The organism is Aquitalea pelogenes, from assembly GCF_001515305.1.
Classification (GTDB): Bacteria; Pseudomonadota; Gammaproteobacteria; order Burkholderiales; family Chromobacteriaceae; genus Aquitalea; species Aquitalea pelogenes.
Map to the genome: position 1 here is coordinate 1 of NZ_LNQV01000007.1, position 25,866 is coordinate 25,866.

The following is a 25,866-nucleotide window of genomic DNA, read 5'->3' on the forward strand; positions in this document are numbered from 1 at the left end:
GGCGTGGGTCTGGACCTGCTGCCGTGGCCGAAGGTGGACTTCGCCAAGTTCGGCCCGATCGAAACCAAGCCGCTGTCGCGCATCCAGAAGATTTCCGGTCAAGAGCGTGATGCAGAACCCGGTGGCTGCCGCTCCGGCCGCTGCTGGTGGTTCCGGCGTGGGTCTGGACCTGCTGCCGTGGCCGAAGGTGGACTTCGCCAAGTTCGGCCCGATCGAAACCAAGCCGCTGTCGCGCATCCAGAAGATTTCCGGTGCCAACCTCAGCCGCAACTGGGTGATGATCCCGCACGTCACGTTCAACGACGAGTGCGACATCACCGAGCTGGAAGACTTCCGCAAGACCATCGGCAAGGAATGGGAAAAGTCCGGCCTCAAGATTTCGCCGCTGGCCTTCATCATCAAGGCCGCTGCCGAAGCCCTGAAGGCATTCCCCACCTTCAACAGCTCGCTGGACGGTGACAACCTGGTGCTCAAGCAGTACTACCACATCGGCTTTGCAGCCGACACGCCGAATGGCCTGGTGGTACCGGTCATCAAGAACGTCGACCAGAAGGGCATCAAGCAGATCGCCAAGGAACTGACCGAGCTGTCGCTGCAAGCCCGCGAAGGCAAGCTCAAGCCGACCGACATGCAAGGTGCCACCTTCACCATCTCCAGCCTGGGTGGCATTGGTGGCAGCAGCTTCACCCCGATCGTGAATGCGCCGGAAGTGGCCATCCTGGGTGTGTGCAAGAGCCAGATCAAGCCGGTATGGAACGGCAAGGAATTCGCACCGCGCCTGATGTGCCCGCTGTCGCTGTCCTTCGATCACCGCGTGATCGACGGCGCTGCTGCCGCGCGCTTCACCGTGCATCTGGGCAAGCTGCTGTCCGACGTGCGTCGCCTGATCCTGTGATGGTAGGGCGGAACCCCGCAGGGGCATTCCGCCTTCTCCTTGCCGCATGAAATACGGCGGAATGCTCCCGGCAAAGCCGTCAGCTTCCGCCCAACGGATGGAAAACCATGAGCAATCTGATTGAACTGAAAGTCCCGGATATCGGCGGTCACAGCAATGTGGACGTGATCGAAGTCTTTGTGAAGCCGGGCGATGTGGTGAGCAAGGACGACAGCCTCATCACCCTGGAAACCGACAAGGCCACCATGGAAGTGCCGGCGGAAACCGCCGGTGTGGTGAAGGAAGTCAAAGTGGCCGTGGGCAGCAAGGTAAGCGAAGGTGACGTGATCGTCATCGTCGAAGCCGCTGCCGCCGCCAGCGCCGCCCCGGCAGAAGCCAAGCCGCTGGAAACCACCGGTGTGGCCTCGGCGCACACCGATGCCGGTTTTGCGCCGCAAGCTGCCCCGGTGGCCGCCAGCCACGCAGGTGGTGCCGATATCGAATGCGACGTGATGGTACTGGGCGGTGGCCCTGGCGGTTATTCCGCCGCCTTCCGCGCGGCCGACCTCGGCCAGAAAGTGGTCATCGTCGAGCGTTACTCCACCCTGGGTGGCGTGTGCCTGAACGTGGGCTGCATCCCGTCCAAGGCCCTGCTGCACAATGCCGCCGTGATTGACGAAGTAAGCCATCTGGCTGCCAACGGCATCAAGTTCGGCAAGCCGGAAGTGGATATCGACCTGTTGCGCGGCTACAAGGAAAAGGTCATCGGCAAGCTGACCGGTGGCCTGGCCGGCATGGCCAAGGCGCGCAAGGTGCAGATCGTACGTGGCAATGGCCGCTTCATCGACCCGCATCACATCGAAGTATCGGTCACCACCGGCAACGGTCGTGAAGAGAGCGGCGAGAAGACCATCGTCAAGTTCAAGAACGCCATCATCGCCGCCGGTTCGCGCGTGGTGAAACTGCCGTTCATTCCGGATGATCCGCGTGTGGTGGATTCCACCGGCGCGCTGGAACTGAAAGCCGTGCCGGAAAAGATGCTGATCATCGGTGGCGGCATCATCGGTCTGGAAATGGGTACCGTTTACTCCACGCTGGGCGCACGCCTGGACGTGGTGGAAATGCTGGACGGCCTGATGCAGGGTGCCGACCGTGACCTGGTCAAGGTATGGCAGAAGTGGAATGCCCACCGCTTCGACAACATCATGCTGAACACCAAGACCGTGGCTGTCGAGCCGAAGGAAGACGGCGTGTACGTTACCTTCGAGGGCGAGCAGGCACCGAAAGAACCGCAACGTTACGACCTGGTGCTGTACGCCACCGGCCGCGCGCCCAACGGCAAGCTGCTGGGTGCGGAAAACGCCGGTGTGGCCGTGACCGACCGTGGCTTCATCCCGGTGGACAAGCAGCAGCGCACCAATGTGCCGCACATCTACGCCATTGGCGACATCGTCGGTCAGCCGATGCTGGCGCACAAGGGCGTGCATGAAGGCCACGTTGCCGCAGAAAACTGCGCCGACCACAAGGCCTTCTTCGATGCCCGCGTGATTCCGGGTGTGGCCTATACCGATCCGGAAGTGGCCTGGGTGGGCATGACCGAAGACGAAGCCAAGAAACAGGGCATCAAGGTGGAGAAATCCGTCTTCCCGTGGGCTGCGTCCGGTCGCGCCATTGCCAATGGTCGTGATGAAGGCTTCACCAAGCTGATTTTCGATCCGGCTACCCATCAGGTGATTGGTGGCGGCATTGTCGGCCCGCACGCCGGCGACATGATCGGTGAAATCTGCCTGGCCATCGAAATGGGCTGCGATGCCGAAGACATCGCCAAGACCATTCACCCGCACCCCACCATGGGCGAATCCATCGGCATGGCTGCCGAAGTATTCGAGGGTAGCTGCACGGACCTGCCGCCGCAGCGCAAGAAGTAAGCTGCCCGTCGGCCGCAAGGCCGGGCAGGCTGCCTGCAGTCCCGGCCCGCCGCTGGCGGGTCGTGTCTTATCTCTCTCAGTCTTGTGGCGGATCATTCCGCCCTTTTTTTTGGCAGTACCCTCCACCCGTTCTGCCAACAGCCCTCGCCAGACTGAACCAGTTTCGCTACCATCAGTCGGATTCCAGATGAATGCCGACATGCTGCCACGAACCTATCCCCTTGCCTTGTCATCCGCCCTTGCCCTGACGCTGTGTGCCGCACCAGCCTGGGCCAAGGTGGATTACACCGTCAGCGTGGATGCCCCGTCGAACCTTGGCAGCCTGTTGAATGATCATTTGGAACTGGTTTCCGCCCGCAACGACCCGGACCTGGACGATTTCCAGCTGCAGGCCATCATCAAGGAAACACCGGGTGCGGCCCAGGCACTGCTGGAGACCGAAGGCTATTTCAGCGCCGTTGTCCGGGTGGAGGAGCAGGGCGAGCATCACTATGTCATCAAGGTGGAACCGGGCGAACCGGTCATCATCGATGATGTCACCCTGCAACTGAATGGCGACATCCGCCAGCAAGCCGACTACCGCCAACGGCTGGCCGCGGTGCTGGAAGCCTGGTCGCTGCCCATTGCGGCACCCTACCGGCAGGACGACTGGAGCAGCAGCAAACGCGCCATCCTGCGCCTGCTTACCGTCGATCGCTTCCCGCTGGCAAAAATCGCCAGGAGTCAGGCCGATATCGACCCGCAGACGCATCGCGCCCAGTTGCTGGTGGAACTGGACAGCGGCCCGCTTATCCGTTTTGGCCCCACCCATATCAGCGGTAACAAGCGCTACCCGCTGAATGTGGCCACCGGCCTGGCCGACTTCCGCCAGGGCGACCCTTACCAGCAAAAGAAATTGCTGGATTACCAGTCGGCGCTGGAGCAGGCCCCGCAATATTCCGGCGTGGTGGTCAGTGCCGATATGGGCCGCATCAGCGATAACGAAGTGCCGGTCGAGGTGAGCCTGACCGAATTCCCCAAGCAAAAGCTGGAATTGGGCCTCACTTATGATTCGGAAGACGGCCCGGGTGTCCGTATCGGTTACGACTACTACAATCTGTTCGGCAAAGGCTGGACCGGCTCGGCCTTGCTGGACTGGAAAAACAGCGACCGCAATCTCAGCCTGGGCCTGGGTTTCCCGCGTCAGGCGGACAATTACTCGCACTCCATTACATCCACATTCAAGGAAACCGACATCCAGGGGGTGAAAACCACCTCGATCGATGCCGGTGCCTGGCGCATTCGCAGCCACGAAAAAATCAACGCCCGCTTCGGTGTGGAGTTCATCCAGGAAAAGGAAACCATCGGCAACACGCCCAGCAACAATACCCGGGCCTTGCTTGGTGTGTTCGGCTGGACGCGGCGCGATGTGGACGACACCCTGCGTCCGCGCTCCGGCACCCTGCTGGATGCTTCCTTGTCCAGTACGCTGGGCGGCTTGCTGTCCACCACCAGCTTTGTGCGTGGCTATGCCCGCGGTGTCAGTTACTGGAGCCCCTGGCCCAAGTACGGCACCTTGCTGACCCGGCTGGAAGTGGGGCAGGTGTGGGCCAAAGACAGCGATGAAGTGCCGTCCTCCCAGCTGTTCCGTGCCGGTGGTTCCAATAGCGTGCGCGGTTATGATTACCAGAGCCTGGGCCTGCCAGGGCCGGATGGCGCGGTGGTCGGGGGACGTGTCGTGGCGACAGCCACGCTGGAATACCAGATTCCGGTGGCAAAGGACTGGGCGCTGGCGCTGTTCCATGATGCCGGTAATGCCGCGCAAAGCTGGCAAAGCTTCAAACTGGAACACGCCAATGGTGTCGGTTTGCGCTGGATGAGCCCGGTGGCGCCACTCTCTCTGGATATTGCCAAGGCAGAAAAGGACGGTAAGTTGCGCTGGAACATGAGCCTGGGATTGGCATTCTGATGCAGGACACTCCATTGCCAGACCAGGCAGCAGGGCCGCAGGCCAGCCCGCCACCTCAGCCAAAACCGCCACGTCGCCGCTGGGGTCGTCTGCTCTGCCTGCTGGTGCTGCTTGCGCTGTGTACTGCACTGGGCTGGCTGGGTGGCAGCGCACAGGGCCTGAGCTGGCTTTGCCAGCAACTGCCGGCACTGAGCCAGCAGCAATTGAGCATTGCCCGTAGCGAAGGCAGCCTGTGGTCCGGTTTTACCCTGCACGATATCCGCTGGCGCGCACGCTACCAGGATGTCGACATCGACCGCCTGCAACTGCAATGGCAAGCGTCGGACTTGTGGCAGCGCCGCCTGCAAGTACAGCTGCTTGATATCGGCCATGTCCGGGTGAACAGCCGTCCGGCCCCGGCAACACCGCCTGCCGGTGCGCCCACCTCCCTGTCCCTGCCGCTGGATATCCGGGTGGAACGCCTGCAACTGGCCAGCCTCACCCTGCTGCCGGCCGATGTCCGGCTGTATGGCTTGCAGGCCAGCTATGCCTACCAGAACCAGCAGCACCAACTTCAGCTGGCGCAATTGCAAACACCTTGGGGCAGCACCAGCGCCCGTCTGTCCATCACCGACAGCACGCCATTTGTCACCCAGGGTCAACTCAGCGCCCAGGGCGAGCTGGAGCAGATTCCGGTGCAGGCCCGGTTGCAACTGAGCGGCCAGCTGCTTGCCTTGCAAGTGGATGGCACCGGCAGTGGCAGAGGCATGCTGGTCGAGGCGCATGGTGTGCTGCGCCCGTTTGCCCTCAATCCCTACAACCGCTTTGGCCGACTGGATGTGCGGGTAGGCGGCATCAATCCCCAGTCGCTGTTCCCGGCCTGGCCCAAGGCACGGCTGGGTTTTGCCGTACATGCCGAGCCGGATGGCGGCTCGCGCATCAAGGGCGGCTTGTCGCTGCTGAACAGCCAGCCCGGCCCGGTTTCTGCCAATCAGGTACCCATGTCGCTGCTGGTGGGCGAGTTCCGTGCCGATGACAAGGTACTGTACCTGGACAAGCTGATGGCCCAACTGGGTGAGGGGCAGCTGAACCTGACCGGCAAGGTGGAGCCTGGCTCGCTCGACATGGTGGCGCTGCTGCACAATATCAGTCTCAAAACCCTGTATGCGACCGCGCCGGATGACATCATCAAGGGCACCGCCCGTGTTGTCGGGCCACTGGCCGGACCGGACATCCGGGCCAGCCTGTATGGCAAGAGCCTGCAGCTGGAAACCGCGCTGGGTTTCGAACAGGACGCCACAGGCAGAACCCTGTTGCTGCGCCAACTGGCGCTGACGGCAGGTGCCGGCAAACTGCAGGCATCCGGCAAGCTGGGTCTGGAGGGCAAGCAGCTTTACCAACTGGAAGGACAGTTGCAAAAGGCCGATCCGTCCCGCTTGCAAGCCGGCTTGCCGGTGGGCGAGCTCAATGCCGCCATCAAGGCCAGTGGCCAGCTGGCCCAGCCGCTCTCTGGCAAGATCGCCTTGAAGTTTTCTCCCAGCCGCCTGTCCGGCGCGCCCTTGTCCGGCCAGCTCAGTGCTGACTGGCAAGGCCAGCGCCTGCATCAGTTGCTGGCCGACCTCACCCTGGCCAGCAACCGGCTGCAAGCCAGTGGCGCTTATGGCGTGGCCGGGGACAAGCTCAAGCTGCTGATTGACGCTCCCAATCTCTCCCTGCTGGGCCGTGGTTTTTCCGGCACCATCAAGGGGCAGGCGGAATTGAGCGGAACACCCAGGGCACCGCTGCTCAGTACCAGCCTGCGTGCCGAGCGCTTGCACCTGCCTGGGGATCTGTCAGTACAAAGCCTCAGTCTGGATGGCGATATCAAGGCCGATGCGGGCAGCCCCTTCCGCCTGCAACTGGCGGCGGACAAGCTGCAGGCGGGCAGCTTCAGTGCCGAACAACTGCGCGCGCAGGGCAATGGCACCCGTACCCGCCACCAGTTGCAACTGGATGGCCGACTGCGACTGGCCGGGCAAGCCTATCAGTTGCAACTGGCGGCCAGTGGCGGCTTGCCGGCCAACAGCGGGCAATGGCAGGGCATGCTGGAGCGGCTGGAGCTTGCCGGCAAACCGGGCCTCAGCCTGCAATCGCCGCTGGCGGTCGAGGCCGGGGCTGCGCGCGTGCGGCTGGGTGCGGCACGCTTCCGCTTGCTGGTGGCAGCCTGTCGCTGGCCGGACTGGAGCGCAGTAACGGCATTCTCACCACCCGCGGCCATGCCGAAGGCCTGCATCTGACCGAGCTGGCACCGCTCTTGTCCCTGCCGGTGGAACAGAACCTGGTGCTGGACAGTGCCTGGTCCCTGAATCTCAATGGCAAACAGCCGCAAGGCGAGCTGTGGCTCAAACGGGTGTCCGGTGATATCCGCCTGCCAGCCGAAGCCGGGCGGCCCGCGCCACTGGGCTTGAAGGCTGCGCAGCTCAACGCGCGGCTGGATGGCGGCAGCCTGCGCTTTGACACCAATATCGACAGCCAGTATGCCCAGCTGTCCGGCAAGGGCAGCCTGCCGTGGAATGGCGGCAATATTGATATGCGCACGCCGCTGGCAGCCAATGTCAGCGTGTCACTGCCATCGCTGGCCGCACTGGCACAACTGTCTTCACCCGCGCTGGAACTGGGTGGCCAGTTGTCTGCCAACCTGGCCCTGACCGGTCCCCTGGGCCAGTTGCAGGGGCAGGGCAATATCCAGGGCAGCAAGCTGATGCTGGCAGACCACCGTACCGGTATTCATCTGGGCGATGGTGTGTTGCAGGCCCATCTGAATGGCCGCAGCCTGGTGCTGGACAAATTGCGCTTTGCCAGTGGTCAGGGCGATGTGGTGGCCAGCGGCAGCCTGGACTTGCGCGATGCCGGGCCGGATGCCGTGGTACGCGTGGCACTCAACAAATTCAGCGTGTTCGACAAACCCAGCCGCAAACTGGTGGTGTCCGGCAACGCCGAACTGAGCATGGTGGAACACAAGATCGCCCTGACCGGCCGTATCCGGGCGGATCAGGGCCGGATCGACCTGCCCAAGGGCGGTGCGCCGACACTCAGCGACGATGTGATCGTCAAGGGCCGCAAGCCAGCCGAACCCTCGGCATTTGCCAGCCTGCCGCTGACCGTGGCGCTGGATCTGGATCTGGGAGACCGCTTCCGCTTTGTCGGCCAGGGGCTGGATGTCGAACTGACCGGGGTGGTCAAGGTCACTGCCAGTCCCGGCTTGCCGCCTGGTGCGCGCGGTCAGGTCCGGGTGGTGAAGGGGCGCTACAAGGCCTATGGCCAGGATCTGGATATCGAACAAGGCATCATCAGCTTTGTGGGCCCGCTGGATAATCCGGTGCTCAATGTGGTGGCCAAGCGCCATTTGTCCCCGGTGGGCGCAGGGGTGGAGGTATCCGGCAGCGTCGCCGCGCCGCGTATCCGGCTGGTGGCGGATGAATCCATGTCGGAAAAGGACAAGCTGGCCTGGCTGGTGCTGGGGCATGCCGCCAGTGGTGATCGGGATGATTCCGCGCTGGCAGCATCGGCTGGCCTGATGCTGGCCGGGTCCATCAACGACCATGTCGGCCTGTTCGATGAACTGGGCATGGCCAGCCGCAAGGAACGGACCCTGGCCAATGGTACGGTCAGTCCGGCCGAGCAGGTGGTCACCGTTGGACGTCAGCTCACCCGTGAGCTGTATCTGGGTTACGAATATGGCGTGACCAGTGCCGACCAGGCCGTCAAACTGGCATATCAGCTCAGCAAGGGCTGGTCCATGGTGTTGCGTGCCGGTACCAATACTTCGGTGGAGTCGCGCTACACCCTGCGATTTGACTGATACGTAACGGGTATTTTCCGTCCGCACCCCGTCCGGCCAGGGCTGTCCTGGCGGCTTGATTCAAACTGCCCTTTCTTCCGGTATCGCAATACCCCGCTTTTCTTTCAGTCTCTGCACTTCCTTCCCAGCACTCGCGGAGACTTCCCACCATGTACAGCCCCATCCTGCCGGGTATCCAGCACATTGCCGATGAAATGATCAGCTTGCGGCGGCAGCTGCATGCCCACCCCGAATTGGGTTTCGAAGAGTTCAATACCAGCCGGCTGGTCAGCGAAAAGCTGCAGGCCTGGGGATATGAGGTGCATCACGGTATCGGTGGCACCGGTGTGGTGGCTACCTTGCAGTGCGGCAAGGGCCCGAGTATCGGTTTGCGCGCCGACATGGATGCCCTGCCCATCCAGGAAACCGGTACGCAGCCCTGGGCCAGCCGGATAGACGGCAAGATGCATGCCTGTGGTCATGACGGCCATACCGCCATCCTGCTGGCGGCCGCCTGCGAACTGGCCCGCAGCCGTCGTTTTACCGGTACCTTGCACCTGTTTTTCCAGCCTGCCGAAGAAGGACATGGCGGCTCGGGTGCCAAGCGCATGCTGGATGAAGGCCTGTTCCAGCGCTTTCCCTGCGATGCCATTTTTGCGCTGCACAACATGCCGGGCATCCCGTTGGGCAAGCTGGGTTTTCGGGCCGGGGCCTTCATGGCCTCTACCGACACCATCACCATCCGCGTGCATGGCACCGGCGGGCACGGTGCCATGCCACAGCGCGCCATCGACCCCGTGGTGGTGGCCGCAGCACTGGTGATGGCACTGCAAACCATCGTGTCGCGCAATGTGTCACCGCTGGATACTGCGGTGGTGACAGTCGGAGCCTTGCTGGCCGGCGATGCGGCCAATGTCATTCCCGCCAGTGCCGAGTTGCGTCTGACAGTACGCGCCTTGAAGCCAGACATCCGCGAGCTGCTGCATCTGCGCATCCGCCAGCTGGCCGAGCAGCATGCGGCCGCTTACGGCGCGCACGCAGAAGTGATTTTTGAGCATGGTTATCCGGTACTGATCAACGACGACATCATCACCCACCAGGCCAGTCTGCTGGCACGCGAGTGCCTGGGGGCGGGCAATGTGCTGGAGGACCTGCCGCCACTCACCGGCAGCGAGGATTTCGCCTACTGGCTGGAACAGGTGCCAGGCTGCTACTTCATTGTCGGTAATGGCGATGGTGAAGGCAGCTGCATGGTGCATAACCCCGGCTATGACTTCAATGACGAAGCCCTGCCGCTGGCTGCCAGCTTCTGGGTTCACCTGGTGGAGTACTGGCTGGCCAAGGACGACGTCGCGGCCGATACCTCCCGTTGAATTCCATTGCCCGCGCAAGCAAGGACCTCCCATGCCCCAAAAAATCATTCTCGATTGTGATCCGGGTCACGACGACGCCATTGCCATGCTGCTGGCGCATGGCAGCCCGGCCATTGAGTTGTTGGCCGTCACCACGGTGGCCGGTAACCAGACGCTGGAAAAGGTGACGCGCAATGCACTGGCGGTGGCCGAAATCGCCGGTATCCATGTTCCCATCGCAGCCGGATGTGACCGTCCGCTGGTACGGCCACGCGAAATCGCACCATCCATTCATGGGGACAGCGGCATGGACGGTCCGGTGCTGCCGCCACCCACTCGCCAGACAGATTCCCGGCATGCGGTGGACCTGATCATTGAACTGATCATGGCGCACCCGCCGGGCGAAATTACCCTGGTACCAACCGGTGCGCTGACCAATATCGCACTGGCCGTGCGCAAGGAGCCACGCATTGCCGACCGGGTACGGGAAGTGGTGCTGATGGGTGGCGGCTATCACACCGGCAACTGGAGCGCAGTGGCTGAATTCAATATCAAGATCGACCCTGAAGCCGCACACATCGTATTCAACACACCCTGGCCGCTTACCATGGTGGGGCTGGACCTCACCCACCAGGCATTGGCTACGTCTGAAGTGCAGGCACGCATTGCCGCCCTGGCAACCCGTCCGGCCCGCTTCGTGCAGGAGCTGTTGTTGTTCTTTGGCGAGACTTACCGCCGTGAACAGGGTTTTGCCTGGCCGCCGGTACACGACCCCTGTGCGGTGGCTTATGTGATCGACCCGCAGGTGATGACGGTACGCAAGGTGCCGCTGGATGTGGAGCTGCAGGGCGCGCTGACGCTGGGCATGACGGTGGCGGATTTCCGCGCCCCGCCTCCGCCCGACTGCCACACCCAGGTTGCGGTAAAGCTTGACCACACGGCGTTCTGGCGCATGGTGGAAACGGCCTTGCAGCAGATCGGGGAGGGCGGCCAATGAATGCCGGCAAATCTCAAGTGCCGGTTGTCAGCCTGATGACCGCACTGCTGGCGGCCTGTGTGGCCTTCCAGCTCAATGCCAGCATGCTCAGTCCGGTATTGGTCACCATGGCCAAGGAGCTGAGGGCCAGTGAGGCCGCAGTGGGCTTGTCGCAAACTGCATTCTTTACCGCTGCCGCGCTGTTTTCCCTTTTTCTGCCGCGGCTGGGCGACATGCTGGGGCGACGGCGCGTGTTGCTGGGCATGCTGCTGGTGATGCTGGCTGGCAGTGTGCTGGCTGCGTTGGCACCCTCCATCACCGTGTTGCAGCTGGCGCGGCTGGTGCAGGGGGTGTCCGGTCCGGTGGTGCCGGTGTGTCTGTTGATGCTGTACCACGAGGTGAATGAACCAAGGCGCTACGGGCTGCTGATGGGCGTGATAACGGCCGTGAACGGTGGTATTGCCGGCATCGATGCCATTGCCGGCGGCTGGCTGGCCACCCAGTACGGCTTCCGCGCGGTGTTCTGGTGCATCGCCGTGGTGGCGGCGCTGGCCTGCCTGCTGGTGGCCTGGCTGGCACCGGAATCGCGCCATCGCCACGGTCGCGCATGGACTGGCCGGGGGTAGCTGCCCTGGTCTGGACGCTCGGTTGCTGGTTGTGGGCATTGCAGCTGGTGGCTGCCGATAGCGGCTGGCCGGGTGTACTGGGCATGGCGCTGGCCGGGGTGCTGGGTTTGCTGCTGTTTCTGTATCAGGAAAAGTGCAGCCCGCAGCCATTGCTGGCCCTGAGCTTGCTGTGCCAGCGCCGGGTGTGGGCCTTGCTGCTCACCACGGTGCTCACCATGACCGGAGTATTTGCCATCATCAATGGCCTGGTCATGTCTCACGCTCAAGAGACGGCTGGCCATGGCCTGACGGCAGAACAGGCAGCCTGGCTGTTGTTGACCCCTTATGCGCTGATCGGCTGGCTGGTAGGGCCCTGGGCCGGCCAGCTGGCGCCGCGTCTGGGTTATGGCCGGGTACTGCGCCTGGGGCTGGCGGGCAGCATGCTGGCCATCGTGTTGATGCTGCTCTACGGCTTGTCCAGCCTGTGGTGGATGGTGGCTGCCACCGTGCTGGCGGGGGTGGCTTATGCCGGCACTGCCAACATCATTCTCAACGGGCTGGGTGTGGTGCTGTCACCGGCCGATGCACCCGGCTTGCTGCCGGGCCTGAATGCTGGAGCTTTCAATCTGGGAGCCGGGTTGAGCTTTGCCTTGCTGCCGGCCATGGCCTATCAGACCAGCCCGGCTGGCGGCATGCTGCTGGGGCTGGTGGTTCTTATGCTGGCATGGCTGGTGTCCTTGCTGATTCCACGTCCCGGCGCGGCAGAACTGGCTGCGGTCGAGCCAGCAGCTCATCACACGGTCGCGTCGAACTGACTTTCCAGCTTGCTGGCTGTTTGTGGCCGTCCCAGCAGATAGCCTTGTACGCCACCGCAGCCCAGCTTACGCAAATACTGGTGCTGGGCGTCGGTTTCCACGCCTTCGGCCAGCGTGTTCATGCCTAGTGCCCGTGCCAGGTGAATGATGGCCGATACGATTGCGGCGTCTTCGCTGTCGCCGGGTAATTCGCAGACAAAGGAACGGTCAATCTTGATGGTGTCCGGTGCAAACCGTTTCAGGTAGGCCAGGCTGGAATAACCGGTACCGAAATCATCCACCGACAGCCGCACGCCCATGGCCTTGAGGATGGACAGCTGGCGGGCGGCCAGGTCGGCATCTTCCATCAGCGTACTTTCGGTCACCTCGATTTCCAGGTAATGGCCGGGCAGCCCGCTGGCCTGCAAGGCTGCACGGACGTCGTCAATAAAGTCGGTACGGGCCAGTTGTCGTGCCGACACATTCACCGCCATCTTGGGCAGGGGCAGGCCTTGTGCCTGCCACCTGGCCATTTGCTGGCAGGCCTCACGCAATACCCAGCGTCCCAGCTGGACGATCAGGCCACTGTCTTCGGCAATCGGAATGAAACGGGAAGGCATGATCAGGCCATCGGTCGGGTGCTGCCAGCGCACCAGTGCTTCGCAGCCGATCAGGGCATGGCTGTTGATGTCGTATTGCGGCTGGAACAGCAGGAACAGCTCATTTTGCTCCAGTGCATGGCGCAGACGGTTCTCCAGTTGCAGGCGCTCGGCCACCTGGCTGTTCATTTCCCGCGTGTAGAAGCGGAAGGTATTCCGGCCCTGGGATTTGGCATGGTACATGGCCAGGTCGGCATTCATCAGCAGGGTCTGGATATCCTGCCCGTCGTCGGGCAGCAGGCTGATGCCGATGCTGCAGCCGACCACCAGCGAGGCACCGCCCACATCAAACGGGGTTTGCATCGCACGCAGGATGCGTTCTGCCACCTGTGCCGCTTCGTCTGGCTGGCTGATGGCCGGCAGAATCAGCACAAACTCGTCGCCGCCGGTGCGGCCCACCGTATCCAGCTCGCGCACTGCAGCGCACAGGCGGCTGGCCACCTGCTTGAGCAATTCGTCACCCTTGTTGTGGCCCAGGGTGTCATTGATGTTCTTGAAGTGGTCCAGGTCGACAAACAGCACCGCCAGCTTGCCGGCCAGGCGCTCGGCCTGGCGAATGGCTTGTTGCAGGCGGTCGTGGATGAGAATGCGGTTGGGCAGGTCGGTCAGCGCGTCGAATTCTGCCAGATGCTGGATGCGTGCCTCATGCGCCTTGCGTTCGGAAATATCGCTGAACAGGGCGACATGGTGGGTGATGTTGCCCTGTTCGTCGGTCAGCACGCTGATATTCAGCCATTCCGGGTAGGTTTCCCCGTTTTTGCGCCGGTTCCAGATTTCTCCGGACCATTGCCCGCGCTGGCTCAGGTTGCGCCACATCTGCTGGTAAAAATCGGCATTGTGCTGGCCGGATGCCAGCAGGGCAGGGGTACGGCCCAGCACGTCCTGTTCGCTATAGCCGGTAATCTGGGTAAACGCGTGGTTGACGGCCAGAATGCGGTTGTCGGCGCTGGTGATCAGGATGGCTTCATTGCTGGATTCGAACACCCGCGCCGCCAGGCGTTGCTGACGTGCCGCATGGTGGCGCTGGCTGATATCGCGTGCGGTGGCGCACAGATAATGCTCATCCTGATAGGCAAGGCCGGTCAGCGTCACTTCCAGGTGCTGGTGTCCATCGGCATTTTCCAGCCGGGTTTCAAAGCTGTGTGGCAGGGCGTGATCGCCGGCCGTGGACAGGATGGACATCAGTTGCCGGTGATGGGCCTCGTCTTGCTCCAGATAATCCCGCGCCGCCCGGTTGGCATACACCAGTGTCCCGTGGCTGTCTTGCAGCAGCACCATGTCGGTGGCGTGGTCGATCATGAAGTGGCTGAGCTTCAGCTCGCGGCTATTGGCTTGCAGCTCGGCATGGCTGCGGCGCAAATCATCCTGGTAACGCGCCAGCAGTGCGTTGATCCAGCGGTTGAAAAACCAGTACAGCAGGCTGGCACAGCCCATGGCCAGCAACGTCATCAGCACGGTGGCCTTGATCCGCTGCAGCAACTGGGCTTCCAGCAAGCTGCTGGCCTGCTGGTTCTCCACCTGGATCGACTGCACATGCATGGCATTGATCAGCGTCCAGTTCCAGCCCGGCAGACGGTGTACATAAGCCAGATGACTGACCGCCTGCTGCTTGCCCGGTTGCGGCACGCTGTAGCTGAGGTAGCCGCCCTTGCTGCCCAGCTGCATGGCTTCTTGCACCCGGCTGCGCAAAGGCTCGGGCAGCGACTGGTAGTGCTTGCCCTGCAAGTCCGGCTGCGCCAGATACAGGCGCAGCACGCCGCGCTCGTCAATCACCATCAGGTCGTCCTTGTCCCCGCTTTGCTGGCTGCCCGCCAGCAGGGTCAAGGCCTGTTGTTGCAGTTCGGCTTCCACATTGGCCAGGTATTCGCCACTGCCGATCAACCAGTCATAAGGCGCAAAGTGCCGCGCGTAGGCAATCTTGTCCGCCATTTGCCGGGTGCCGGGCAGATACCAGCGATAAGTGGAAAAACCGGCCGCTTGCGGGCCACGTACCGAGGCAATCAGGGTTTGCATGATGTAATGCCCCTGATCGTCGCGGTTATCCAGCAAGGAGCTGCCTTCGCGGTCCGGCACCGTGGGCAGCAGCACGCAGCGGCCATCCATGGTGTCGATGAAAAAATAGCCCCGGCCGTCAAAAAAACGCAGCGGGCGCAGCGCCGTCACGATCAGCGCCTTTACCTCGGCCGCCGGCAGGCGCTGGTGTTCATGTTCCCAGATGCGCTCGGCCAGCAGGTAGGCCTGGTCCACCTGGACGCGCAATTGCTGGCGCATGTCCTCACGGGCACGGCTGCGCATGGCCAGCAGGATGTGGCTGGTCTGCTCTGCCGACGATTGCAGGTAGGCACGTGCATGCTGGTAGGCATCCCGTTCCACCTGTTGTTGGCGTGCATGGTAATCCGTCCGGCTGGCAAGCAGGAAATAGGTGGCCAGGGTCATGGCCAGCAAGAAGATGATCAGCAGGGTGCCTAATAACTGCAAACGCCACAGTCTGGCCTGGTTGCGCAGCATTGATAAACGGATTCCACAAAAATGGCCGGCCAGTATAAATGAATGTCATGGGGGTGCCGGAAAGAAAGTGCCACAACTTTGATCTGCTTCAGGTAAAATCGCCGGTTGGAAGTCAGACAGACAGTCGCCGCGCTGCTGCGCAAGCAGGGGCGGGGAGGAAAGTCCGGGCTCCGCAGAGCATGATGCCGGCTAACGGCCGGGCGCCGTGAGGCGACGGAAAGTGGAACAGAGAGCTGAACCGCCGATGGCTGACTTGTCAGCACAGGTAAGGGTGAAAAGGTGCGGTAAGAGCGCACCGCGGACGTGGCAACACGGACGGCAGGCTAAACCCCATCAGGAGCAAGACCAAATAGGGGGGCGTTAACGTGGCTCGCGTTGTCCCCGGGTAGGTTGCTTGAGACTGTCGGTAACGGCAGTACTAGAGGAATGACTGTCCAACGACAGAACCCGGCTTATCGGCTGACTTCCAATCCCCACCCCACTCGCAGTACCCGTCAGTACCATTTCTTCTCGCTATCGATCTTGCTCAAAAAATAAGCAAAAAGGTTTTTACTGCTTAAAAAAAAAGCATTACAATGGCCGCCCTTTTGCTTGTTTGACCGCAGAACACCTGATGCGCATTGGTCCTTACACCCTGAAAAACCGGCTGATCGTCGCTCCCATGGCGGGTGTGACGGACCGTCCGTTTCGCATGCTGTGCAAGAAAATGGGCGCAGCCATGGCGGTGTCGGAAATGATCACGTCCAACAAGTCATTGTGGGCGACGGCCAAGACCTTGCGCCGGGCCGACCACACTGGCGAAGTGGAGCCGATTTCGGTGCAGATTGCCGGTTCGGACCCGGCCCAGATGGCGGAGGCCGCACGCATCAATGTGGAGCAGGGCGCGCAGATCATCGACATCAACATGGGTTGTCCGGCCAAGAAGGTATGCAATGTGGCGGCCGGTTCGGCCCTGTTGCGTGACGAAGCACTGGTGGGCCGCATTCTGGACGCGGTGGTCAAGGCAGTGGATGTGCCGGTGACGCTGAAAACCCGTACCGGCTGGAGTCCCGAGCATCGCAATGCCTTGCGCATTGCACGGCTGGCCGAGGACTGCGGCATCGCGGCGCTGGCGCTGCATGGCCGCACCCGTGAAGACATGTATCGCGGTGCTGCCGAATACGACACCATCCGCGCGGTCAAGGCCAGCATCGGTATTCCGCTGATTGCCAACGGCGACATCGACACGCCGCAAAAGGCGCAGCAGGTATTGCAGTACACCGGTGCCGATGCGGTGATGATAGGCCGGGCGGCGCAGGGGCGGCCGTGGATTTTCCGCGAAATGCAGCATTACCTGGAAACGGGTGAATGCCTGCCGCCACCCACGGTGACGGAAATCCGCCAGCTGTTGCTGGAGCATCTGGATGATTTGTACGGGTTTTACGGCGAGTATTCGGGTTGTCGCATCGCCCGCAAGCACATTGCCTGGTACACCAGGGGGCTGAGGGGCTCCAATGAGTTTCGCCAGACCATGTACCAGCTGGAAGAAACCGGCAGCCAGCGCCTGGCGGTGGCAGGCTATTTCGATCAGCTGGCTGGCTTGTCGGAACACCTGGAATACCTGGACGAGCTGGCCGAAGAGACGGTGTCGGCTTGACCGGCAGCCAGCAGCAGGAGGCCCGGGGGCGGGCTACAGTGCAGTACACAGCGTTCACACCATATGTTGAAGACAGAACAATAAACATGCAAAACAACGAACATATTTCCCAGTCGGTGCGGCTGGCGATGGAACAATACTTCCGTGATCTGGACGGCGAAATACCTGCCTCGATCTACGATATGGTGCTGGCCTGTGTGGAAAAACCCCTGATCGAGGTGGTGCTCACCCACACGCAGGGCAACCAGACCCGGGCGGCAGAGCTGCTTGGGCTCAATCGCAACACCCTGCGTAAGAAGACAGCGTTACCGGCGTACGCGCTGCGGTGGCCGCTGGCATGACGGTGCTGGGCTTTACCGGTGCCGGGCATGTGGCCGACGGCCAGTCCGACAAGCTGCTGGCCTGCGGGGCCTGCACCACCTTCAATGACATGCAGCGCCTGCCCGAGCTGGTGGCCCTGCTGTGCCAACACAACAAGCAATGACAAAAGCGGCGACTCAAGCCGCCGGAGGAGACAAGACATGGCAAGCGTCAACCTGCGTAATGTAAGCAAGCGTTATGGCGACAACCCGGAAGTGATGCGTGACATCAATCTGGACATTCAGGATGGAGAATTCGTGGTGTTTGTCGGCCCCAGCGGCTGCGGCAAATCCACCCTGCTGCGCATGATTGCCGGTCTGGAAGACATCAGCGGTGGTGATTTGCTGATTGGCGAGGACCGCATGAATGCCGTGCCGCCGGCAAAGCGCGGCATCGCCATGGTGTTCCAGTCCTATGCGCTCTACCCGCATATGTCGCTGTACGACAATATGGCCTTCGGCCTGAAGCTGGCGGGCAAATCCAAGAGCGAGATAGACGCCGCCGTGCGCAAGGCTGCCAGCATCCTGCATATCGACCACCTGCTGGACCGCAAGCCCAAGGCGCTGTCCGGCGGCCAGCGCCAGCGTGTGGCCATTGGCCGCGCCATCACCCGCGAGCCCAAGGTTTTCCTGTTTGACGAGCCGCTGTCCAATCTGGACGCCGCGCTGCGGGTGAAAATGCGGCTGGAGTTCTCCCGTCTGCATCAGGACCTGAAAACCACCATGATCTATGTCACCCACGATCAGGTGGAAGCCATGACGCTGGCCGACAAGATCGTGGTGCTGTCGGCCGGGCGCATCGAACAGGTGGGCAGCCCGAAAACCCTGTACCACCACCCGGCCAACCGTTTTGTTGCGGGCTTTATCGGTTCGCCCAAGATGAACTTCATCGACGGCACCGTCAGCGCCATCGATGCCGAAACCGTCACCGTGCAGATCAACAACGGCGGCCTGCAGCAGGTGTGCGTGGCGGCGAGCGGCATCAAGCCGGGCGATGCGGTCAGCATTGGCGTGCGGCCGGAATACCTGCAACTGGACAGCGACAAGCCGGTGATCAAGGCCACGGTCAGCACCGTGGAAGGGCTGGGTGACTTCTCTTATATCTACGCCGCCTCCGCCAGCGCCGAAGAGCCATTGATCAGCCGCATCCCGGACGCGCTGGAAGTGGCCAACGGCAGCGCAGTGGGTTTCTCCATCAAGCCGCACCACTGTCATCTGTTCGACAGCAAGGGTGAAGCCATGCCACGCACCACCCCGCGCACCCAGCACTGATACCAAGCATTGCAGCGCCTGCACCGCCCTTGCCCATACGGCAGGGGCGCGGGGACGGCTGCGCCCTGAACAAGCCAAACACAGGAAGCACAGATCATGACTTCATCCCGACAACAGCCCGGCTGGCTGCACATTGGTGCCGGTTCCTTCCATCGCGCACATCAGGCCTGGTATCTGGACCAGCTGGCCAAGCAGGGCCAGCCCGCCTGGAAGCTTTTGCTGGGCAATATCCGCGCCGACATGTCGCCACTGCTGGAGCAACTGGCCGCACAAAACGGCGTGTACACGCTGGAAACCATCTCCCCGGCAGGTGAGCACCACTATGAAGAAATCAACGCCATTCAGGCCGTCATTCCCTGGGATGACCGGTTAGCCGCGCTGATTGCGGCGGGCGCGGACAGCAACACGCGGGTGATTTCCTTCACGGTGACCGAGGGTGGTTACTACCTGGACCAGCATCTGCAACTGGACACCGCCAATGCCGACCTCGCAGCCGACCTGCAAGGCGGCCTCAACACCATCTACGGTGCGATTGCCGCCATCCTGCGCACCCGCATGGCAGACAGCGGCACGCCGGTCACCCTGCTCAACTGTGACAACCTGCGCCATAACGGCGAGCGCTTTCACAGCGGGCTGAAGCAGTTTTTGCAACTGCGTGGCGAAACCGGTTTGCTCGACTGGGTGGACAGCCATACCAGCAGCCCCAACTGCATGGTGGACCGCATCACCCCGCGCCCCACGCCGGAAGTTGTCGCGCGGGTACAGGCAGCCACCGGCAAGCACGACCCCTGCGCCATCATGGGCGAGTCCTTCATCCAGTGGGTGGTGGAAGACAACTTTATTGCCGGTCGCCCGGCGCTGGAGGCGGTAGGCGTGGAAATGGTGGAGTCGGTACTGCCGTATGAGGAAGCCAAAATCCGCATCCTCAACGCCAGTCACAGCTGCATTGCCTGGGCCGGCACCTTGATCGGCCTGTCCAGCATAGACGAAAGCACCGCCGTGCCGTCCATCCGCCAGATGGCTTTCGATTACGTCACCCAGGACGTTATCCCCTGCCTGAGCCCCAGCCCGCTGGATCTGGCGGCCTACCGCGACACCGTACTGGAGCGCTTTGGCAACCCGCACATCCGCGACAGCAACCAGCGCGTGGCCGCTGACGGCTTCTCCAAGGTGCCGGGTTTCATCGCTCCCACCTTGCAGCAATGCGTGGCGCGCGGCGCGGTGCCGGAGGCCACCTGCATGCTGCCGGCGCTGTTCTTCCGCTTCCTGCAACGCTGGCAAGCCAATACACTGCCATACACCTATCAGGACGGTATCATGGACGCCGCTGCCTGCCGCCAGATGCTGACCGCCGCCGACCCGGTGGCGCCTTCTGCGCCGACCCCATGCTGTGGGGCAGCCTGGCTGGCACAGCTCAACTGGAAGCACCGCTGCGTGCGGCGCTGCAAAAAGTCGACCAGTGGCTGGATGGCATGCAGGCAGGCTGATTCGGGCAATCCGCTGGAGAGAGCGATGTATCTTGGAATTGATCTGGGCACCTCGGAAGTCAAGGTTGTCCTGCTGGATGAGGCGGGCAGCCTGCTGGCCGTCGCCGGGGAAAGCCTGAGCGTATCCCGGCCACGGCCCGGCTGGTCCGAGCAGCAGCCGGAAGACTGGTGGCAGGCCACCGGCAAGGCCATTGCCAAGCTGCGAGACAAGGCCGGCGCGGCCTTTGCCGGCGTGCGCGCCATCGGCCTGTCCGGCCAGATGCATGGCGCGGTACTGCTGGATGAGCACGACCGGGTATTGCGCCCGGCCATTTTGTGGAACGACTTGCGCAGTGTGGCCGAATGCCAGGCACTGACGGCTGCTGCGCCGCGTCTGCACCAGTTGGCAGGGAACCTGGCCATGCCGGGCTTTACCGCGCCCAAGCTGTTGTGGGTGGCCCGCCACGAGCCAGAACTGTTTGCTGCCACCGCTACCGTACTGCTACCCAAGGACTACCTGCGCCTGCGCATGACCGGGGCCAAGGTGTGCGACACCTCGGATGCCTCCGGCACCTTGTGGCTGGATGTAGCCGAACGCGACTGGTCGGATGAATTGCTGGCCGCCTCCGGCATGCGCCGTGATCAGATGCCGCAACTGGTGGAGGGCCTGCAAGCTGCGGGCAGCCTGCTGCCGGAAGTCGCCGCCGCCTGGGGCCTGGGTGATGACGTCATCGTGGCCGGTGGTGCCGGTGACGGTGCGGCCAGTGCAGTCGGCATCGGTGCAGTGGAGCCGGGGGATGGTTTCCTCTCGCTTGGCACCTCCGGCGTGATGTTTGTGGTGGATGATAGTTTCCGCCCCAATCCGGCCTCCGCCCTGCATACCTTCTGTCATGCCCTGCCCGGCCGCTGGAACCAGATGAGCGTGATGCTGGCCGCCGCCAGCTGTCTGCGCTGGTTCTGCAAGCTCACCAGCGTGGATGAAGCCAGCCTGCTGCAGGAAATCGAAGCCATGCCGGACGAGGCGCGCGCCAGTGCGCCGGTATTCCTGCCCTATCTGTCCGGCGAACGCACCCCGCACAACGACCCCTTCGCGCCCGGCGTGTTCTGGGGCCTGACCCAGGCGCACGACCGCGCCGCGCTGGGCTATGCGGTGCTGGAAGGCGTCAGCTTCGGCATGGTGGACGGGCTGGATGCGCTGCGTGCCGCCGGCAGTCAGGTCAGCCAGCTGTCGCTGGTGGGCGGTGGCGCGCGCAGCCCGTTCTGGGCACAACTGCTGGCCGATGCGCTGCAACTGGACATTGTCACCCACGTGGGCAGTGAAGCCGGTGGTGCACTGGCGCCGCCCGGCTGGGCTGGCTGGCTGCGGGCGGTGATATCGCCACCGTATGCACCAGGCCACCGGTGCAGGCCGTGTATCAGCCGGATGCCCAGCGCCATCAGGCGCTGCAAGGCCGTCTGCAACTTTTCCGTGACATCTACCGGAACCGACCGGTTCCGCATCAAGAGGCCTGAGCATGAACTTGCTGGCACAACTCAAGCAATACACCACCGTGGTGGCCGATACCGGCGACTTCCAGCTGATCCGCCAGTACGCACCGCAGGACGCCACCACCAATCCCTCCCTGATTCTCAAGGCGGCCCAGCAGCCGGCCTACCGCCAGCTGGTACTGGATACGCTGGCAGACAAGCGCCAACTGCCTGTCGAGCAGCAGATCGACGCGCTGCTGATTGCCTTTGGCCTGCGCATTCTGGACAGCGTGCCGGGCCGGGTCTCCACCGAAGTGGACGCCCGCCTGTCTTTCGATCGCGCCGCCACCGAGGCCAAGGCACGGCAGCTGATTGCCCTGTATCAGGCTGCCGGGGTGGACACATCCCGCGTGCTGATCAAGATAGCCGCCACCTGGGAAGGCATTCAGGCGGCAGCGGCGCTGGAGCGCGACGGCATTCACTGCAACCTCACCCTGCTGTTTGCCCCGGTACAGGCCGCTGCCTGTGCCCGCGCTGGCGTGCGCCTGATTTCGCCCTTTGTCGGCCGCATTTACGACTGGTACAAGAAAGCCGCTGGGGCCATCTGGGACGAAGCCGCCCATGCCGGCGTCAACGACCCCGGCGTACGCTCGGTACGGCGCATTTACGCCCTGCTGCGTCAGCATGGTTTTGCTACCGAAGTGATGGGAGCGAGCTTCCGCTCCACCGGGCAGATCCTGGCACTGGCCGGTTGCGACCTGCTCACCATCAGCCCGGATTTGCTGCAACAGCTGCAACAGGCGGATGGCGAGTTGCAGCCGCAACTGCATGCGGGCATGGAGCTGGGGGAAGACACCCTGCCCGCCAGCCTGCTGGACGATGCCGTCAATGAAAGCCGCTTCCGCTTTGCGCTGAATGAAGACGCAATGGCTACCGAAAAGCTGGCCGAGGGCATCCGTCTGTTTGCCGCCGATACCGAAAAACTGGCGCAGTGGCTGCAAGCACTGCCAAACGATTGAGTGCAGGAGAACTTCATGTTTCTGGTTTGTGGAGAAGCGCTGTTCGACTTTTTTGTCGATCAGCCCGCCAGTGCCGACTGCTGGCCACAACTGCGTTATCAGGCGGTGCCGGGCGGCTCGCCTTTCAATGTCGCCATTGGGCTGGCGCGGCTGGGCCAGCGCGCTGCCCTGTTCAGCGGCATAGCAGAGGATTTCCTTGGCCGGCAGTTACTTGCCGTGCTGGAACAGGAAGGCGTGGACTGCCGCCACCTGCAACTGCGCCAGCTGCCCACCACACTGGCGCTGGTGGGGCTGGATGCCGCTGGCAAGCCGCAATACAGCTTTTATGGTGACAAGGCACCGGAAGCCAGCCTTAGCCTTGCCGACCTGCCGCAGCTGGACAATGCGGTACAGGGGATTCATGTCGGTTCGTATGCGCTGGTGAGCCACCCCACCGGTGACAGCCTGCAACAGTTGGTGGCGCGCGAAAGCAAGCAGCGGCTGATCAGCCTGGACCCGAACATCCGCCTGAACGTGGAGCCGGACCTGAACCGCTGGCGCAGCGTGCTGGACTTCCATGCCAACCATGCCCATCTGATCAAGGTCAGCGACGAAGACCTGCAACTGCTCTACCCGGACCTGCCGGTGGAAGAAGCCGCCCGCCGCTGGCTGGGCGGGCAATGCAGTCTGGTGATACTGACCCGAGGCGGCGATGGCGTCACCGTGTTCAGCCCGCACCACGGCAAATGGTCGCTGCCGGCCCTGCCGGTGGACGTGGTGGACAGCGTGGGCGCGGGCGACACCTTCCAGGCTGCCTTGCTATGCCATCTGGCCGAGCAGGGTCTGGCCAGTCCGGCTGCGCTGGACAGTCTGGATAAAGTGCAAATCAATACCCTGCTGCAATTTGCCATCCGCGCCGCTGCCATCACCTGCTCGCGCCGTGGGCCGGACTTGCCACGGCGCGCAGAATTACCCGCCGCCTGATCTTCTGTCAAAAAGCCCGGTCAGCCAATCAGCTGCTCGGGCTTTTTTTGTGCCAGACCCCAAAAACCCACCATTCACCGCTAACAACGCCGGCCGATTGCCCATTCCCCGGAAGGATTATTTCTTGGCGTTATATATCCGGGTATATTACGGACTCGTCCCTCACACCGGAGTGCCCGATGAAAGCAAGGCGGATTGCCCTTTCCCTGTGCAGCATGTTGCTGGCAGGACATACCCTGGCCGGGGAAATCACGGTTTCTGCCGCCGCCAGCCTGACCAATGCCTTCAAGGATATTGCCCAGGGTTTTGAAGCGAAAAATCCGGGCAGCAAGGTCAACTTCAACTTTGCCGCTTCCGGCGCGCTGTTGCAGCAAATGGCCAAGGGAGCACCGGTGGATGTGTTTGCCTCGGCCGATCAGGAAACCATGGACAGCGCGGTCAAACAGAAACTGGTGAACAGTGCCGAGCGCAAGGACTTTGCCCGCAATGCGTTGGTGCTGATTGTGCCTGCCGACAGCAAGCTGAAGCTGCAACAGCTGTCCGACCTGCAACAGCCTGCCATCAAGCATGTGGCGCTGGGCGTTCCGGCCAGCGTGCCGGTAGGCCGCTATGCCAAGCGGGCGCTGGAAAATGCCCGCCTGTGGCCAGCGGTGGAGGCCAAGGCCATCAATACCCAGAACGTACGCCAGTCGCTGGATTACGTAGCCCGTGGCGAGGTGGAAGCCGGTTTTGTCTACCAGACCGACGCCGCCATCATGCCGGACAAGGTGAAAGTGGCGTTTGCCGTGCCGCTGGATGAAACCATCAGCTACCCGGTGGCACGCACCACCAGCGCAGCCAACGCCGCCGAGGCGCAACGCTTTGTCAGCTATCTGTTGTCGCCTGCCGCCCAGGCCATTCTGGCCCGCTACGGATTCAGCAAACCCTGACCATGACTGACTGGATGAATGACCCGGCCTGGACAGCACTAGGCCTGTCGCTGCGGGTGGCGGGCTGCGCTACCCTGCTCAATCTGTTGCTGGGCGTGGGGGTAGGCTTGTTGCTGGCACGTGGCCGCTTTCCCGGTCGCAATCTGCTGGACACCTTGCTGACCCTGCCCATGGTGATGCCGCCCACCGTGCTGGGTTATTACCTGCTCACCCTCTTGGGCCGGCGCGGCCCGCTGGGTGGCTGGCTGCAGGAGCAGTTCGGCATCAACCTGATCTTCACCTGGCAAGGCGCGGTGATTGCCGCCGCGCTGGTGGCCTTTCCCCTGGTGTACAAACCGGCAAGAGCAGCATTTGAAGCGGTGGACGGCCAGCTGGAACAGGCCGGCCGCGTGCTGGGCATCTCGGAAATCGGCATTTTCTTTCGCATCACCCTGCCCTTGGCCTGGCGTGGGATATTGGCTGGCTTGCTGCTGGCCTTTGCCCGCGCACTGGGTGAATTCGGTGCCACGCTGATGGTGGCAGGCAGCATTCCCGGCAAGACCCAGACGCTGTCGGTGGCTATCTACGAAGCCGTGCAGGCAGGTCAGGACGACAGTGCCAACCGGCTGGTGCTGGTGACATCGCTGGTTTGTATGCTGGTTTTGCTGCTGGCCGGCAAGCTGGCTCCGGGCCGGGTGGCGGAGCGCTGACATGACAACACCCCGCTTTGATCTTTCCATCCGCCACACCCTGCACAGCGGTCAGCGCAGTTTCTCGCTGAACATCGCATTGCAAAGCAGTTGCCAGCAGCTGGTGGTTTACGGCCCGTCCGGTGCGGGCAAAAGCCTGCTGCTCAAGGCCATTGCCGGCCTGCATCGTCCGGACGCCGGCCATATCCGGCTGGATGGCCGCAGCCTGTTCGACAGCGCACAGGGTATCTGCCTGAGTCCACAGCAAAGGCAGCTGGGCTATCTGTTTCAGGACTACGCGCTGTTTCCACACCTGAGCGTGCGGCAGAACATCGGCTTTGGCCTGCAGCGCGGCTGGCTCAACCCCGGACGCCGCCGCCAGCTGGAGGCTGTTGATTACTGGCTGGAAGCTTTCGGTCTGCAATCGCTGGCCGATCAACTGCCGGCCACCCTGTCCGGCGGCCAGCGACAGCGCACCGCCCTGGCCCGCGCCTGGTGGCCCAGCCGCGTGCATTGCTGCTGGACGAACCGTTCTCCGCGCTGGACCCGGCGCTACGTCAGCAATTACGCGGCGAGCTGGCCGAGCTGTTGCAGCGCCTGTCCATCCCCATGCTGCTGATTACCCACGATGCGGCAGACGTGCG

Annotated in this window: 18 protein-coding genes, 1 other RNA gene and 2 pseudogenes; 20 read left to right on the forward strand and 1 reads right to left on the reverse strand. The window is 62.7% G+C overall.

Annotation, left to right across the window (positions count from 1 at the left end; translation table 11 throughout):
- Positions 1 to 97: 97 nt before the first annotated feature.
- From AWT75_RS04255 to AWT75_RS22055, 9 genes and pseudogenes are all read left to right on the forward strand, one after another.
- Positions 98 to 895: pseudogene (locus AWT75_RS04255) on the forward strand (2-oxo acid dehydrogenase subunit E2); the annotation flags it as partial.
- A 107-nt stretch (positions 896 to 1,002) separates the two neighbouring features.
- A complete protein-coding gene (lpdA, locus tag AWT75_RS04260; RefSeq protein WP_045845811.1) occupies positions 1,003 to 2,802 on the forward strand; it encodes a dihydrolipoyl dehydrogenase in 1,800 nt (599 codons plus the stop codon).
- Positions 2,803 to 3,001: 199 nt separating this feature from the next.
- A complete protein-coding gene (locus AWT75_RS04265; protein ID WP_062787785.1) occupies positions 3,002 to 4,750 on the forward strand; it encodes an autotransporter assembly complex protein TamA in 1,749 nt (582 codons plus the stop codon).
- A complete protein-coding gene (locus tag AWT75_RS21640; protein WP_062787647.1) occupies positions 4,750 to 7,005 on the forward strand; it encodes a translocation/assembly module TamB domain-containing protein in 2,256 nt (751 codons plus the stop codon). Before AWT75_RS04265 ends, AWT75_RS21640 begins: the two co-directional genes overlap by 1 nt.
- A 17-nt stretch (positions 7,006 to 7,022) precedes the next feature.
- A complete protein-coding gene (locus AWT75_RS04275; RefSeq protein WP_062787649.1) occupies positions 7,023 to 8,570 on the forward strand; it encodes a translocation/assembly module TamB domain-containing protein in 1,548 nt (515 codons plus the stop codon).
- A gap of 149 nt (positions 8,571 to 8,719) precedes the next feature.
- The gene (locus tag AWT75_RS04280) at positions 8,720 to 9,922 is read left to right on the forward strand and encodes a M20 aminoacylase family protein (RefSeq protein WP_045845809.1); all 1,203 of its coding nucleotides are present in this window, start codon (positions 8,720 to 8,722) and stop codon (positions 9,920 to 9,922) included.
- Positions 9,923 to 9,953: 31 nt separating this feature from the next.
- Complete coding sequence (gene uriH, locus AWT75_RS04285; RefSeq protein WP_062787651.1) at positions 9,954 to 10,898, forward strand: uridine-preferring nucleoside hydrolase UriH; 945 nt, start codon at positions 9,954 to 9,956, stop codon at positions 10,896 to 10,898.
- Complete coding sequence (locus AWT75_RS22050; RefSeq protein WP_204376869.1) at positions 10,895 to 11,503, forward strand: MFS transporter; 609 nt, start codon at positions 10,895 to 10,897, stop codon at positions 11,501 to 11,503. Before uriH ends, AWT75_RS22050 begins: the two co-directional genes overlap by 4 nt.
- Complete coding sequence (locus AWT75_RS22055; protein WP_204376870.1) at positions 11,485 to 12,297, forward strand: MFS transporter; 813 nt, start codon at positions 11,485 to 11,487, stop codon at positions 12,295 to 12,297. Before AWT75_RS22050 ends, AWT75_RS22055 begins: the two co-directional genes overlap by 19 nt.
- Here AWT75_RS22055 and AWT75_RS04295 read toward each other — a convergent pair.
- Entirely contained in the window at positions 12,276 to 15,443 is a 3,168-nt protein-coding gene (locus AWT75_RS04295; RefSeq protein ID WP_062787653.1) for a bifunctional diguanylate cyclase/phosphodiesterase, read from the reverse strand. The genes AWT75_RS22055 and AWT75_RS04295 overlap by 22 nt on opposite strands.
- Before the next feature lie 108 nt (positions 15,444 to 15,551).
- Between AWT75_RS04295 and rnpB the strand changes: the two genes are divergently transcribed.
- The 11 genes and pseudogenes from rnpB (at position 15,552) to AWT75_RS04345 (ending at position 25,841) form a co-directional block, all read left to right on the forward strand.
- Positions 15,552 to 15,914, forward strand: an RNA gene (rnpB, locus tag AWT75_RS04300) — RNase P RNA component class A.
- 142 nt (positions 15,915 to 16,056) lie between these two features.
- Entirely contained in the window at positions 16,057 to 17,079 is a 1,023-nt protein-coding gene (gene dusB / locus AWT75_RS04305; protein WP_062787787.1) for a tRNA dihydrouridine synthase DusB, read from the forward strand.
- Between the two features lie 86 nt (positions 17,080 to 17,165).
- Positions 17,166 to 17,420, forward strand: coding sequence for a helix-turn-helix domain-containing protein (locus AWT75_RS04310; protein ID WP_062787655.1), 255 nt, complete (start codon positions 17,166 to 17,168; stop codon positions 17,418 to 17,420).
- Positions 17,417 to 17,563: a hypothetical protein gene (locus AWT75_RS20750; protein ID WP_204376871.1), complete on the forward strand. Its 147-nt coding sequence runs from the start codon at positions 17,417 to 17,419 to the stop codon at positions 17,561 to 17,563. The genes AWT75_RS04310 and AWT75_RS20750 overlap by 4 nt, the downstream gene beginning before the upstream one ends.
- Before the next feature lie 37 nt (positions 17,564 to 17,600).
- On the forward strand, positions 17,601 to 18,710 hold the full coding sequence (locus AWT75_RS04315) for an ABC transporter ATP-binding protein (RefSeq protein ID WP_062787657.1): 1,110 nt from the start codon (positions 17,601 to 17,603) through the stop codon (positions 18,708 to 18,710).
- 96 nt (positions 18,711 to 18,806) lie between these two features.
- Positions 18,807 to 21,452, forward strand: a pseudogene (gene dalD / locus AWT75_RS22060) (D-arabinitol 4-dehydrogenase); the annotation flags it as partial.
- Between the two features lie 238 nt (positions 21,453 to 21,690).
- Entirely contained in the window at positions 21,691 to 22,662 is a 972-nt protein-coding gene (gene tal, locus AWT75_RS22610) for a transaldolase (RefSeq protein WP_062787659.1), read from the forward strand.
- Positions 22,663 to 22,677: 15 nt separating this feature from the next.
- A complete protein-coding gene (locus AWT75_RS04330) occupies positions 22,678 to 23,625 on the forward strand; it encodes a carbohydrate kinase family protein (RefSeq protein WP_062787789.1) in 948 nt (315 codons plus the stop codon).
- Positions 23,626 to 23,804: 179 nt separating this feature from the next.
- Positions 23,805 to 24,554 (forward strand): molybdate ABC transporter substrate-binding protein, encoded by a 750-nt coding sequence (gene modA / locus AWT75_RS04335; RefSeq protein WP_062787661.1) that lies wholly within the window; start codon positions 23,805 to 23,807, stop codon positions 24,552 to 24,554.
- A gap of 2 nt (positions 24,555 to 24,556) precedes the next feature.
- Positions 24,557 to 25,243 (forward strand): molybdate ABC transporter permease subunit, encoded by a 687-nt coding sequence (gene modB / locus AWT75_RS04340; protein ID WP_204376873.1) that lies wholly within the window; start codon positions 24,557 to 24,559, stop codon positions 25,241 to 25,243.
- A 1-nt stretch (position 25,244) separates the two neighbouring features.
- On the forward strand, positions 25,245 to 25,841 hold the full coding sequence (locus AWT75_RS04345; RefSeq protein WP_239689457.1) for an ATP-binding cassette domain-containing protein: 597 nt from the start codon (positions 25,245 to 25,247) through the stop codon (positions 25,839 to 25,841).
- Positions 25,842 to 25,866 lie beyond the last annotated feature (25 nt).